Genomic DNA, 13,782 nt, shown 5'->3' with positions numbered 1-13,782 from the left:
TGGATAGCACATTTCGTTGCTGTATATCTAACGAGGTTTGATTGTCGTAAAGTTCTTGAGGGTTCTTTCTCTATCTAAATTTATATTAAAGCTAGGTGATTTTATGTTTTATATTGGTGTTGATATTGCAAAGAGCAACCACGAAGCTTCAATTATTGATTCTAATGGGAAACTTGTTTCTGAGTCTTTTTCTTTTTCTAATTCTATTAAGGGTTTAGAGAAGTTTCAGAAATTTATTTCCTCTTTTTCGGTTGATTCTAACAATTGTATTATTGGTATGGAAGCTACTGGCCATTATTGGCTTTCTCTTTATTCTTTCCTTATTGATTTAGACTTTTCTTGTGTTGTTATTAATCCTATTCAATCTGATGCTTTTAGAAAGATGTATATTAGACAGACTAAGAATGATTCTGTTGATTCTTTTGTTATTGCTCAAATTCTTAGGTTTGGTGAGTTTTCTGTTTCTCATTTTTCTGATGAGGATACTTTTGCTTTAAGAAATCTTTCTAGGTTTAGGTTTGCTCTTGTTGATGAAGCTTCTGATTGGAAGAGAAAGCTTGTCGCTATTTTAGATCAGGTTTTCCCTGAGTATTCTTCACTCTTTTCTAATATTTATGGTGTTGCTTCTAAAGAACTTTTGAGTAAGTATCCTTTGCCTGAGGATATGATTTCTATTCCTGCTGATGAGCTTGCTATGCTTTTGTCTAAGTGTAGTAAGGGACGCTTTGGTATTGATAAGGCTAAAGAAATCCAAGAGAAGGCTTCTAATTCTTTTGGTGTTAAATTTGCTTTGAAGTCTTTTTCTTTTCAAATTAAACAGATTATTGCTCAAATTTCTTTTCTTGAAGATCAGATTATAGAGCTTGAAGATGAGATTTCTTCTATGATTAATTCTTTATGCCCTGTTATTACTTCTATCACCGGTATTGGTGATGTTGCTAGAAAACTTACTAACATAATTTTTGCTGTTTTGAGGGATAACAAAGCTTACATACCGAATATTTAGTTCTTATTCAATTGTTATTTTATTTTTTTAAGCCTATATTCTAGGCTTGTTTGACGTGCATTAAATTTCAAGATGAATTGTTTTTTATTTTCTCTTGACATTTGATAGCTGGTCTAAATAAATAATCTCTACACGAAGATGGTAAAGAAACTTTTTAAAGTATTCCTCGCGAGTATAAAATTAATAATATCCTGAATTAAAGATCAAATAATCATCTAGCATTTCCTTAACAAGTAAATGCAAACGAATTTATCCATTACAGGCATCAAGCAACATAAAAATTATTCCGTGTTGCAAGCGATAATCATTATCGTTTTTATTATATCATAATCCTTTATATGCGCAAATATAGTTAATTTATTTTTTATAATTATTTAACATATAGTTTTAAAAATATTGATAAAATACGGTTCCTGATTTGTTGATGCTAGGTCTTTTTATAGTTGTAAATGTCAACCGAAAAAGAGTACACAGTTATAGTCCAAAAGTGGTTCACTTATGTCACAGAAATAATCCATATCCCACCCTATATCCCTGAAATGTGGATAGGATACAATAAGGACAAAATAAACGGAATGTTCCCTATTGATTACAGGTTACATTCCGTTTAAAATATTATTAAGTTATTGCGTATTTATGGATTCAGCTCATTATTAGCTTATTCATTCCTATATATATTAGATCCTAATACTAAGCTTAATATAGGCATACATATATATTCCAATATTTCATTTTCCCAAATATAGATAGTAAAAATCCTACAAAAAAGATAAAGGTAATTATTAGTAATATAGTTAGAATACAGTTTGATTTGTTAGATAAATCATTTCTATCATAATTAGCTTGCACAAGAATCGCAATCTTCTACTTCTAGGCTCTTGCCTCTTACATAGTAGATTGATTTTACTCCTGATTCCCATGCTTTGATGTAGACATTTAGGATTTGTCTCATGGTGTATTCTGTTGTTATATAAATATTGATTGATTGGGCTTGGTCTATGTGTCTCTGCCTTACTCCTGCCATTTCCATTGAGATGTTTTGGTCAATGTCGTGGGCATTTTCATAGAGCCAGAAAGTTTTGGTTGTAAGTCCTGGTGCTACTCTTGGCACTATGGCCCCCTTCTTTTCTTCTAGGAAGTAGCGGCTCATGATTGGGTCAACTCCTGCTGAGGTTCCTGATATGATTGATGTTGATCCTGTTGGAGCTATGGCCATTAGGTAGCCATTTCTGAGGCCGTTTTTGCCAACTTCTGCTTTTAGTTCTTCCCATCTTTCGCTCTTGTAGTCTCTAAGGCTAAAATAGTCACCATTTTGCCAATCAGATCCTTCAAATTCTTTGTAGGATCCTTTTTCTTTGGCTATTTCCATGGACTCTTTGATTGCATAGTAGTTGATATCCTCATAGACCCTATCGACAAAGGCTCCGTGGGCTTCTTTGTTTGACCATTTGATGTCATTTTTTACTAGCATGTGGTGGTAGCCACTTGTTCCAAGGCCAATGGCACGGTATTTCTTGTTGGTTACTTCTGCATAAGGTGTTGGATAGTAGTTTAAGTCTATTACATTATCCAAGGCACGGACTACTGTTCTTACCGTTTCTTCTAGGTCTGCTTGATCGTTTACGTCAAGAGTTCCAAGGGTTAGACTTGCTAGGTTACATTCAACAAAGTCTCCAGGCTTGGTCTTGTTTACTATGATTGTATCGCCATTTTCATCTACTATTTCTGTTGAAACTGTCTCTGATGGGCTCATATTTTGGGCGATTTCTGTACATAGGTTTGATGAATAAATCATGCCCTTGTGTTTGTTAGGGTTCATCTTATTTACTGCATCTCTATTAAAGACAAATGGTGTACCTGTTTCTGTCCATGATTTGATTAGTAATCTCACCATTTCCTTTACAGGCATGATACGGCGAGAAATATTTTTGTCTTCAACAAGTTCTAGGTAGAATTCTTTCCACTCATCTCCATAGGTATCTTCTAGGGCCTTGCCATATTTTTTGTCCACTTCGTGTGGGTCAAACATATGCCAAGTTGCGTTTATATCATCCTTACAAAGTTCCCAGAAATAGTCTGGTACACATACGCCTGGGAAGATGTCATGGGCTTTCATACGGTCATCTCCGTTGTTGGTCTTTAGGGCCAAGAATTCTGGTATATCCTTATGCCAGATATCTAGATAGCAGGCAACAGCACCTTGGCGTACTCCTAGTTGGTCTACGGCAACGGCTGTATCATTGGCAAGTCTTATCCAACGGATAACTCCACCTGCAACTCCCTCAAAACCTCGGATATCAGACCCATTGGCACGAACCTTACCAAAGTAAAGTCCCATACCTCCACCGTGCTTGGAAACTTCGGCAAAGTTTGTTATAGAACGGTAGATTCCCTTTAGAGTATCTGGAACTGTGTCTATAAAGCAGCTTGAAAGCTGGTTAAATGGCTTTCTAGCATTGGTCATAGTTGGGGTTGCCATAGTTGCTTTTAAGCTTGAAAGGATATCATAAAGTCTTTTGGCAAAGGCCACTCTGTCTTTTTCTGGGATAGCTAGGTGCATGGCAATGCCCATAAACATTTCTTGGACACTTTCTATGATGTCTCCTGTAAAGGTCTTTATAAGATATCTTTTCTTTACTAAGTCTAGACCTGAAAATGTAAATAACTTGTCGCGATCCTTGTTAAGGTAGCTTTCTAGCTCATCAAGGTCGTCAGAACTGTAGTTTTCTAAGATATATTCTCCATAAAGACCTGCTTGAGTGAGGTATTCAATTTTGGATTTGAAGTCATAGATATCAAATCTTTCTTCGTTTCTTTCGATCTCTAGGTCGATCTCGTGCATCAAAAACCTAGCTGCAATGATTTCCCAATCTGGACCTTCCTTGCTTGTAAGCTCACTTGCAGCACGGATTAGGGCTTTTAAGTGGTCCATTTCTGTCATATTTGGCTTAGTGAAAGATTCAAATTTCAAATATAAAGATTCGATAGGATATCTTTGGTTGTCAAATTCTTCTTGGATTTCTTCAAGTATTCTTAGTACTTCTTTATCAGTAATAAAGTTTTCAAAATCAGTAATAACCCTACGATCCATATTGTGTTTGGCCCTATATAGGATGTAAGATTTTACTTCTCTGTAATAATTTTCATCTATGAGAGTTAGCTCAACTAAATCTTGTACTTCTTCTACTGTAACTGTGTGGTCTTTGGGATATTTTTCCTTGATAGTTGCTACGATTTTGTCTGACATATACCTTAGCTTTTCGTCAGAAACCATAGAATCTACAGAAGCAAAAGATTTTTTTATGGCTAGCTCAATTTTTTCTTGTTCGAATGGAACATAAGTCCCATCTCTTTTAATTATTTCCATTATTACTCCTCAATTTTACAATCAGAACTACCAGCTTAGCTGGTAGTTTGCATAGCGCCTAGAAGGCGCGAATACTGGCACGCCCCTATTGGGGCTGTCGAGTATTATCTCCACATGCACCACTTTCGCAGCTTCTGCTTAAGCAGTTTATTTATTGCTCCTTTTTACTGACTCTCCCGTAAACGGGTCATAGTATTCCTTGATACTTATTTGATCCGCATAATAGTCTTCTTTTAGTTGATTTTGTATATATTCTTTTATCATTTTCTCATTTCGCCCTACTGTATCCACGTAATAACCTCTACACCAGAAATGTCTGTTTCCATATTTATATTTTAAGTTTGCGTGTCGATCAAATATTATTAGTGAACTTTTTCCTTTTAGATATCCCATTATTTCTGAGATACTATATTTTGGTGGTACTTCTATAAGCATATGGACATGATCTGGGCACAGCTCCGCTTCTATTATGTTTATTCCTTTTCTTTGACATAGTTCTCGTAGTATTTGACCTATGTCTTTTTTTAGTTTCCCATATATTTCTTGTCTTCTAAATTTAGGGGCAAATACTATATGATATTTACATCTCCATTTTGTATGTGATAAACTATTGTTGTCCAATTTATTCTCCTTGTTTTTATTGTGCATGTGGTTATCACAATTATATTACAAGTGAGAATTTTTTGGTCTTGAAGCTAAAGCTTAATCCCTCCACCTGCATAGCAGGTGGTTTTTTGTTTCGCTCACATTCGTTCGCTCAACTCACTTAAGTGAACAAAAAGAAAAATAAACACTAGATATAGTGTTTATTTCTAGATTTCTTATTAAATTATACCACATATAGTATGCTTTTGAAAATTTAGGATAAGGCCTTGTTTTCAATCTTTGCCAATTTTTAAGGTGTTTGTCAGTTTAATTTTATATTAATTTGTGACTATTTCTAAATCTTCGTTAGCAAAGTATAAACTAACATTTTCCCTTACTACAACAGTGTCTGAAAGTATATCCATTAGTGATTGTTTCATAGGAGCAAAGCCAACTATCAAATACAAAAACATAAACTTGTTTTGAACATATCTTCCAAATGTTTCACGTGAAACAATTTGTAGGAAATCTAAATCACTTCCGTCTATGGAAACAACGCGTATATTGGTAATCATCTTGCCTAATGTTTGGCCTTTATTAAAATATGTGGTGAGGGTGAAATACGCCAGGGTGAGTATCCAATATATTAAAACATCTACATGTAAATTAAAGGCAATTGCAGTGTTTGGGTCAACAAAACTTGTGACAATTCTTTTCAAAGCATAAACAACAACCATATCAATAGTAAAGGCTACTAGTCTTATGAAAAAACCAGCATAGGCAAAGGATGGTAATTTATTTTCATTCATAAGAACCTCCGTAAAGATACATTGGCTTTAGCCCTTCAGCCTTCATCATTTCTTCCAATACTTCTAGGTCTGATTTATTTGATTTGAATCCTGGTAGGTATTTGCTAAAGTTTGAAAATACATCAACTTTTTCTACTGCAAGTGGATCTGACAAATTGTATTCTTTTGCCATATCTTTATAGGCCGCTTCCAAATCTCCTATGGAGTCAACTAAACCATTTTCTACAGCTTGGCTTCCATCATAGATTCTACCGTCAGCAAGTTTCCTAACATCAGCTTCTGACATATCTCTACCATCAGCAACAACCTTTACAAAGCGAGCAAAGGCTGAGTCAACAAGATTTTGTAAGTATTCTCTTTCTTCCTTATCCAAAGCTTTGCCAGGAGAGCCTGCATCTTTCATCTTGCCGGTTTTGATATTTTGTTCCTTGATGCCATATTTTTCAAATAATCCCTCAAGAGAATATGACTGCATGATAACTCCAATTGAGCCTGTAAAGGTCTCATTTGATGCGAAAATCTTATCGCATGGAGCAGATATATAGTAACCACCACTTGCTGCTATCTCTTGCATTACTGCATAGACAGGTTTGTTTGTTTCTTTAAGTTTATTAATTTCCTTATAAATCTTCTCGCTTGCATAAACAGATCCTCCTGGGGAATTTATGTGCATAATAACACCAACTACACTTGGATCCTTGCGAGCATCTTCTAGCTGCTCAACAATTGTATCATTGTTGACGTCATTGGCTATAACTCCGTCAACATTGATTACAGATATCTTTTCCATAGGATTTGAACCATAAAGTTCTTCCTCATCCATTTGATAGAATTTATCCAAGGCATCTTTTCTGATTTTGTTTTCATCAATCTTTGTTTGCTTGCCCTCAGTAAATAGGGAAACTAGTAAAACTAATAAAGCTAAGCCTGCTGCTAACCATCTTTTTTTATTATCCATTTATATAATCCTTTAACTTTTTCACATATTCTTCGTCAACTTCTATGCCCTGATCTAAGGACTCTTTTCTCTTTCTTATCATTCTTTCTCCCGGATAAGTAGTCTTGCTTGACCCATCCTTGATGTAGGCAATAGTATCACTCATTTTCCCCTTAAAATCTTCAGTAAAATTCTTCGGGTCTATGGCGATAAATACTTGGCTAATCCCTATACACATACCCTTATCCATCTTGTCCACATCATAGGTGGTGTTCCCATCAGCTAGGATTGCTGCCAGTATATCTAGGGCTATGGCAAGTCCAGATCCTTTCCAATATCCCATTGGATAGGCAAGGCCTCCATTAATAATATCCTCTGGCTTTTTACTTTCATTACCATCCTTATCTAGGCCACCAATATAGGCTAATTCTTCTCCTTTTGATGCAGTTACTTGGAGTTTGCCAAAAGAATACTGGCTCATAGCCATATCCAAAACAAAATCACCATAAGGTATAGCAATAGAAAGAGGATTATTTCCAATATTAATCTTATCTGATCCCCAAGCTGGCATATTGGAGTCGGTATTTGACCAGGCTATGCCTATGAGATTATCTTCACAGATATTCATAGTGTAGGTAGCAGCTCTTTGCCAGTGGGTGGTGTTTCTTAGGCTAACTAGACCAAGGCCATGTTCCTGTGCCAAGGCTTTTGCCCTATTTGATGCAAAGATTGCATTCTTTACTCCCATGCCAAAGTTTCCATCGTATTGTTCGACCATGGCCATAGACTTTAGCAAAGTAGGCCTTGCATGTATATCTATGGATCCATCTTCTACAAGCTCTATAAATTTGGGCACTCGGTTTAGTCCGTGAGAATAAACACCATCTCTAGATGATTCGGTGTGAACCTTAGCCAAAAGCTCTGCATCCTCTTCGGACAAGCCCGCCTTTAGGAGAGCATCTTTAATTAGCTTTTTTAACTCATCAAATTTCATCATAAACTCCTCTGTAAAAGTATATTAGATTTAAATGTTTTTATCAATATAAAATTATCGTTGCCACAAATTTTTTGATAAGTATAATATTAGTGCATGACAATTATCGTTAACACTAAGAAATAATTGAAATGTATAGGTCCCTAGTGGCCTATTTACATATTTACATAATATAAAAACTCTTGCGAAATGAATATTTGTTAAATCTTTAAAGGATCTAATGCTCATCAATCAGCAAGAGTTTTTATCATTATTCTATTATAGAATCAAATAGTTTTAATACCATATATGATGTTGTCGGTAAAGTTACTGGTGTAGAGGCTATACATTCATCCAGTGTAATAGGTTGATTCACTAAATCTATTACCAAATCAATTCCATGATCTAACACATTCTCGTATCCTTCTCCCTTGGATCCTACTATAGCAACTACTGGCTTGTTATATTTCTTAGCAATTTTTGCAATACCTACTGGTGCCTTCCCGTTTATTGATTGACCATCTATCCTTCCTTCTCCCGTAAAAACTATATCAGCTTTCTCAATAAACTTCTCAATATTGAGTAGGTCTATAATAGCTTCAATGCCTCTCTCAATCTTAGCATTGGTCAGCGCTATGAGGGTTGCCCCAATTCCTCCTGCAGCTCCAGCAGAAGTAGTATTAATTATGTCTTTACCAGTATCTTTACTCAATAATTTACCATAATTCTCCATGTATCTATCAATATCTTCAAGCTCTGATGTAGGCACTCCTTTTTGTGGTCCATATACAAAGGTTGCACCGTTAATTCCAATTAATGGGTTTGTAACATCTGATAATAATATAAAATTTGTATTTTTTATCCTACTATCTAATAAAGAAGTATCGATGTTTGCTACACATTTTAACCCATCTATTCCGTAAGGGACATCATTGTTATTGATGTCTGTAAGACTTGCCCCTAAAGCTTGGGCTAAACCTATGCCTCCATCATTTACTGCAGATCCACCTAGACCTATGTATATATTTTCAAAACCCATATCCAAAGCGTGAACTATCATTTCACCTATACCTCGACTGGTTGCTTTGTACGGGTCTAATTGATCATCCTTAAGCCTATTAAGACCACATGGTGAAGCAGTCTCAAGAACACAAGTTTTGTCATCTAGCTTTCCCAGCTCTCCTATAGTCTTTTCTCCAAACAGTCCAGTTACCTCAAATTCTATAATTTCACCATTTTCTTTAGCTAAAGCCTCGACTGTTCCTTCTCCACCATCTGCTATTGAAAAACTTTTAATATTCAAGTCTTTGCTTAATCTATTGAATCCTTCTGTCATTAGCTCCGCCACTTCAAAACTAGATAGGGAACCCTTATAAGAATCAGAGGCGATAACTATACTTAAATGTTCTTTTTGCTGACTCATTATAGTAAACCTGCTTTATCCATTTCTAATCTCATCTTTTCAAGTACATCTCCGCTCGTAGCTAAGTTAGGTTTAATAGGTAATCCAACGTCTAAGTTTCTAAGATTAGCCATATCTTTTGTAGCAACTGGAAAAGATGCTTGATCCATACTTAGTCTTACTGGATTTAGTTTATATTGATCTTCTAACGCGCCTTGTAAATTACCATTTACATACTTATCATAAATACTTACTACCAATTCTGGAAATATGTTTGCTGTGGTACAAACCGCTCCACAGCCACCCATAGCTAGTGTAGGATAAATCAAGGTGTCTTTACCGCCCATTACAGAAAATTGCTCATCTTTTGTAACCCTAATAAACTCAGATAATTGGGTAATATCTCCACTAGAATCTTTCATTCCTACTATATTTTCACAATCCTTTGCAAGTCTTCCTACAAGATTTGAACTAAGCGTATATCCAACTCTTCCTGGATTATTATATAAAAGCATTGAAAGATTTGGTACAGAATCAGCTATAGATTTAAAATGATTGTATAACTCTTCTTCTGTCGGTCTTAGAAACATTGGTTGTATTACAGAAATACCATCGGCTCCAAGCTGTTCTGCAACTTTAGCTAACTCTATACATCTACTTGTTCTTATAGAGCCTATTCCAAAGAATACAGGAACTCGTCCATTAACTTCATCTACTATAATTCTAAATGCTTCTTCCATTTCTTCAGGGTCGAGCATATAGAATTCTCCATTAGATCCAAACGCTAGTATTCCATTAACACCACCGTCTATTACATAGTTGACTTGATTTCTTAACTTTGATTCTTCAACTTTTTCTTGTTCATTTACAGGTGTTATTATCGGAACAACTATTCCGTGTAAATTTAAGTTGCATACGAAACCCATATTCTACTCCTATCTAACTAGACTTGGCTTTTTATTATCAAATTTCCAATCTTTAATTAGATACTGCATAGCAATTGAGTCGTCACGAGCACCAAGTCCTTTTTCAACGTAAAGCTTATTCGCTTTTTCTAATTTTTCTCTATCTATCTTGATACCTAATCCTTTCATCGACTTAGGTATTTCTATCTCCCCACCTCTAATAGTCATTGGGTTTTTACATAGTTCTTGACCATCTTGCCAAATCCAGTGTGTGTCACATGCATTATAATCACCAGGTGCTGCTGCTGCTGTATGAGCAACCATAGCCAGAGATATATCAAAATGGTTATTTGAGTGAACGCCCCATGTCATGCCAAAATCATGACATAATTGAGATACCCTCACTGAACCTGTCATTGTCCAGAAGTGTGGATCCGCTAGTGGTATATCAACAGAATGTAAATATGCAGAGTGTCTCATTTGTCTCCAGTCAGTTGCAATCATATTTGTCGCAGTTGGTAGACCTGTTCTTGATCTAAATTCACTCATCACTTCACGGCCTGAAAATCCATCTTCTGCACCACACGGATCCTCAACATATGTTAAGATTCCATGCATATCTTTGCATACCTCTACTGCTTCGTCTAAACTCCAAGCTCCATTTGGATCCAAAGTAATTCTAGCATCAGGAAACTCATCTTTCAATGCTTTGATTGCTTCAATTTCTTCATGTGGATCTAGCACTCCACCTTTAAGTTTGAAATCTTTAAATCCATATCTTTCATAGGCAGCTTTTCCAAGTTCTCTAACTGCTTCAGGAGTTAAAGCTTCTTTTCGTCTAAGTCTTCCCCAATTATCTGAATCGTCATCATTGTCAAGATAATCAAGGTCTGTCTTATCTTTATCTCCAACATAGAATAAATATCCTAAGAATTTTACACTTTCTCTTTGTTGACCATCGCCTAAAATAGATGCAACTGGTACTTCTAAATGTTGAGCTACTAGGTCAAGCAACGGTGTCTCTACTGCAGTTAATACGTGAATGATAGTTCTAAGGTCAAATGTTTGCAAACCACGTCCGCCATCATCAAAGTTTTCGTATTTTTTAGCGATATCTAAGACAATATTTTTATATTCACCTATATTTCTACCAACGACTAGTTCTTCACATTCTTTAATTGTGTTTGTTATTTTCTCCCCGCCAGGAACTTCACCCAGTCCCTCATTTCCATTCTCATCAGTTAGTATAACTATATTTCTTGTAAAATAAGGGCCGTGAGCTCCTGATAAGTTCATCAGCATGCTATCGTATCCAGCTACTGGATACACTTCCATTTTAGTTATTTTCGGTGTTGTCAATTTCATCTCCTATTTCAATGTTATTAATCTTTTCATAGTATTTCACAATTGCTGAGTGGTCTAATTGTCCTGCTCCATCATTGCGGATGGCTTGTAAGATTTCCATTATATTTGAGGTTAATGGTAAAGACGCATTTACAGTATGGCTTGTATCTAATGCATTTTGAAGATCCTTTATGTGTAAATCAATCCTAAATCCTGGGTCATATCTTCTCTCAAGCATCATAGTTCCTTTAGCATCCATAACTGTTGATCCTGCAAGGCCACCTCTAATAGCGTTATAAACTACTTTTGGATCAACCCCAGCTTTTTCTGCAAGTGTAAAGGCTTCACTTACTGCCGCAATATTTAGTGCTACAACTATCTGATTGGCAAGTTTAGTAGTGTTACCTGCTCCTACATCTCCTGTATATACCACACTGCTAGCCATTTTCTCAATTATTGGTAGAACTTCGTCAAACTTTTCTTTGTTACCACCAGCCATAACAGCAAGTGTACCATCTATTGCTTTTGGTTCCCCACCTGATACAGGAGCATCAATGTATGCCACACCTATTTTTTCAAGCTCTTGAGCAAACCTTTGAGATTCCACCGGATTTATTGAACTCATATCTACAATAATTTGACCTTCTGTTAGACCTTCTTTAAGACCATTTTCTCCAAATATAACCTGGTCACAGTTTGGAGAGTTAGGAAGCATTAGAATTATAATATCTGAATTTCTTGCTACATCTACAGCAGTAGAATATCCTTTTGCTCCTTCTGCTTCAAACTGTTTTATTACTTCTGCCTCTAGTGTATTTACATTTAAATCATAACCTGCTTTAATTAAGTTTAAAGCCATTGGTTTTCCCATAATTCCTAATCCTATAAATCCTATTTTCATTTTAAAATTCCTTTCTTTTTCTAATATAAATCACGTTATTGGTGCTGGATTAAAGACTACTAATTGATTAAACAGTCCTAAATCATCAGCCTTTGTCTTGATAGTTCCACTGGCAACTTCAACTATATAATCAATGAGTTCCTCACCTAAGTCACTTATTGATGTTTCACCATACACTAATTTTCCAGTTTTAAAATCTATTAAATCATCCCATTTATTTTCTAGTGCTATATTTGTGGATAACTTTATAACTGGAACTTGCTCTAAGTTATACGTTGTCCCTCTGCCAGTAGAGAAAAGCATCAAATTTATTCCACTAGCAACTTGACACGTACCACAAACAAAATCACTTGCCGGAGTCGCTGCAAAGGTAAGCCCAGGTTTCTTAATTAATTCTCCAGGTGAAAGTACATCTACAATATCTGTTGTTCCCGACTTTGCTACTGAGCCCATAGCTTTATCAATTATTGTAGCTAGTCCACCCTTTTTATTACCTGGGGATGGATTTGCTGATCTATCCGCATGAGACTTATCTAAGTAATTATCATACCAAAGCATTTCATCTATTAGCTTGCGCCTCAAGTCATAATCTTTGGTTCTTTCCAACAGGATATGAGCGGCATCCCTAACCTCAGTAACCTCTGAAAAAATAACACTAGCACCATATTCAACCAATCTATCAGCTACATATCCAATAGTTGGATTTGCCGTAACTCCACTTAGAGCATCTGATCCACCACATTGTAGACCTACCTTTAATTTTGATAGAGGCTGTTTGGTTCTAACTCTTTTATTTAGCCTGTCTAATTTTTCTTCAGCCATTACTATAGCTTTCTCGAAGGTTGCCTTAAAGTTTGAGTCTTGCTGACTAATAATTTCTTCATCTCTTACAGTATCGATCATATCAGGTGTAAATTTTTCACATCCTATACATACCAACATTACCTCTCCACCAAAATTAGGATTTGTGAGAATATTAGATATTATCCTTTGCGGAATTTCGGAGTTGTCAGCATTAATTGCAACACCACATCCGTATACATGGCTAATAGGAACTATTCCATCTACATTTGGATACTTAGGTAAGATGTTTTTTTTAAGATAGTCTATTAAAACATTTACGAAGCCCTCACTACATTGAACATTTGTAGATATAGCTAGTAAATTACGAGTACCCACAGAACCATCTTTATTCTCATACCCATAAAAATATCTATCTCTATTATTGACTTGTTTTTTTATATATCTTGATTTAAAAGGTGTGTTTATATCTAAAACATCAACTGTTTTAATATATATCTTATTTTGATCTATTAACTCTCCTTTCTTTATGTCTTTATTAGCATATCCAATAGTTTCTCCATATCTTATTATTGGTTCATCTTTTTCTATATCTACAATAGATAACTTATTGGCTTGTGGTATATCTTCAAGTATCTCTAAATCTATATCACTTAATCTATCACCTCTTTTCATTCCATCAGGATTAATTATAGTTACGTTATTATCATTATCATTAATTTTTACATATTCTTTTTTCATTTATATATACT

11 protein-coding genes are annotated in these 13,782 nt (G+C 35.3%); 1 reads left to right on the top strand and 10 read right to left on the bottom strand.

Going from position 1 to position 13,782, the window contains the following annotated elements:
- Nucleotides 1-103: 103 nt before the first annotated feature.
- Entirely contained in the window at nucleotides 104-1,006 is a 903-nt protein-coding gene (locus BN38_RS01060; protein WP_044565065.1) for an IS110 family RNA-guided transposase, read from the top strand.
- An 838-nt stretch (nucleotides 1,007-1,844) separates the two neighbouring features.
- Here the strand turns inward: BN38_RS01060 and BN38_RS01055 are convergent.
- The 10 genes from BN38_RS01055 to BN38_RS01010 all read right to left on the bottom strand — a co-directional run bounded on the left by BN38_RS01055 (nucleotide 1,845) and on the right by BN38_RS01010 (nucleotide 13,771).
- Nucleotides 1,845-4,373, bottom strand: coding sequence for a ribonucleoside-diphosphate reductase subunit alpha (locus BN38_RS01055; RefSeq protein ID WP_044565064.1), 2,529 nt, complete (start codon nucleotides 4,371-4,373; stop codon nucleotides 1,845-1,847).
- A 147-nt stretch (nucleotides 4,374-4,520) separates the two neighbouring features.
- Nucleotides 4,521-5,021 (bottom strand): IS200/IS605 family transposase, encoded by a 501-nt coding sequence (tnpA, locus tag BN38_RS01050; protein WP_084593708.1) that lies wholly within the window; start codon nucleotides 5,019-5,021, stop codon nucleotides 4,521-4,523.
- Between the two features lie 275 nt (nucleotides 5,022-5,296).
- Nucleotides 5,297-5,767 (bottom strand): RDD family protein, encoded by a 471-nt coding sequence (locus tag BN38_RS01045; protein ID WP_044565063.1) that lies wholly within the window; start codon nucleotides 5,765-5,767, stop codon nucleotides 5,297-5,299.
- Nucleotides 5,760-6,725, bottom strand: coding sequence for a signal peptide peptidase SppA (gene sppA, locus BN38_RS01040; protein ID WP_044565062.1), 966 nt, complete (start codon nucleotides 6,723-6,725; stop codon nucleotides 5,760-5,762). The genes BN38_RS01045 and sppA overlap by 8 nt, the downstream gene beginning before the upstream one ends.
- On the bottom strand, nucleotides 6,718-7,698 hold the full coding sequence (locus tag BN38_RS01035) for an Ldh family oxidoreductase (protein ID WP_230197696.1): 981 nt from the start codon (nucleotides 7,696-7,698) through the stop codon (nucleotides 6,718-6,720). Before BN38_RS01035 ends, sppA begins: the two co-directional genes overlap by 8 nt.
- Nucleotides 7,699-7,948: 250 nt before the next feature.
- On the bottom strand, nucleotides 7,949-9,100 hold the full coding sequence (locus BN38_RS01030; protein ID WP_044565060.1) for a glycerate kinase family protein: 1,152 nt from the start codon (nucleotides 9,098-9,100) through the stop codon (nucleotides 7,949-7,951).
- A complete protein-coding gene (locus BN38_RS01025; RefSeq protein ID WP_044565059.1) occupies nucleotides 9,100-10,005 on the bottom strand; it encodes a dihydrodipicolinate synthase family protein in 906 nt (301 codons plus the stop codon). Before BN38_RS01025 ends, BN38_RS01030 begins: the two co-directional genes overlap by 1 nt.
- Nucleotides 10,006-10,014: 9 nt before the next feature.
- Nucleotides 10,015-11,343, bottom strand: coding sequence for an enolase C-terminal domain-like protein (locus tag BN38_RS01020; protein WP_044565058.1), 1,329 nt, complete (start codon nucleotides 11,341-11,343; stop codon nucleotides 10,015-10,017).
- Nucleotides 11,321-12,229, bottom strand: coding sequence for a 2-hydroxy-3-oxopropionate reductase (garR, locus tag BN38_RS01015; protein WP_044565057.1), 909 nt, complete (start codon nucleotides 12,227-12,229; stop codon nucleotides 11,321-11,323). The genes BN38_RS01020 and garR overlap by 23 nt, the downstream gene beginning before the upstream one ends.
- A 30-nt stretch (nucleotides 12,230-12,259) precedes the next feature.
- The gene (locus BN38_RS01010; protein WP_044565056.1) at nucleotides 12,260-13,771 is read right to left on the bottom strand and encodes a UxaA family hydrolase; all 1,512 of its coding nucleotides are present in this window, start codon (nucleotides 13,769-13,771) and stop codon (nucleotides 12,260-12,262) included.
- Between the last annotated feature and the right edge of the window lie 11 nt (nucleotides 13,772-13,782).

The sequence above is a fragment of the Anaerococcus provencensis genome, assembly GCF_000312365.2.
Lineage (GTDB): Bacteria > Bacillota > Clostridia > Tissierellales > Peptoniphilaceae > Anaerococcus > Anaerococcus provencensis.
Note: the sequence above shows the minus strand (reverse complement) of the source record. Positions and strands in the feature narration are given on the sequence as shown.

Bases quoted from the DNA above. Each gene is read 5' to 3' on its own strand.
- BN38_RS01060 (WP_044565065.1), top strand. From the start codon at position 104: ATGTTTTATATTGGTGTTGATATTGCAAAGAGCAACCACGAAGCTTCA.
- BN38_RS01030 (WP_044565060.1), bottom strand. From the start codon at position 9,100: ATGAGTCAGCAAAAAGAACATTTAAGTATAGTTATCGCCTCTGATTCT.
- garR (WP_044565057.1), bottom strand. From the start codon at position 12,229: ATGAAAATAGGATTTATAGGATTAGGAATTATGGGAAAACCAATGGCT.
- BN38_RS01045 (WP_044565063.1), bottom strand. From the start codon at position 5,767: ATGAATGAAAATAAATTACCATCCTTTGCCTATGCTGGTTTTTTCATA.
- tnpA (WP_084593708.1), bottom strand. From the start codon at position 5,021: ATGCACAATAAAAACAAGGAGAATAAATTGGACAACAATAGTTTATCA.
- BN38_RS01025 (WP_044565059.1), bottom strand. From the start codon at position 10,005: ATGGGTTTCGTATGCAACTTAAATTTACACGGAATAGTTGTTCCGATA.
- BN38_RS01035 (WP_230197696.1), bottom strand. From the start codon at position 7,698: ATGAAATTTGATGAGTTAAAAAAGCTAATTAAAGATGCTCTCCTAAAG.
- BN38_RS01055 (WP_044565064.1), bottom strand. From the start codon at position 4,373: ATGGAAATAATTAAAAGAGATGGGACTTATGTTCCATTCGAACAAGAA.
- BN38_RS01010 (WP_044565056.1), bottom strand. From the start codon at position 13,771: ATGAAAAAAGAATATGTAAAAATTAATGATAATGATAATAACGTAACT.
- sppA (WP_044565062.1), bottom strand. From the start codon at position 6,725: ATGGATAATAAAAAAAGATGGTTAGCAGCAGGCTTAGCTTTATTAGTT.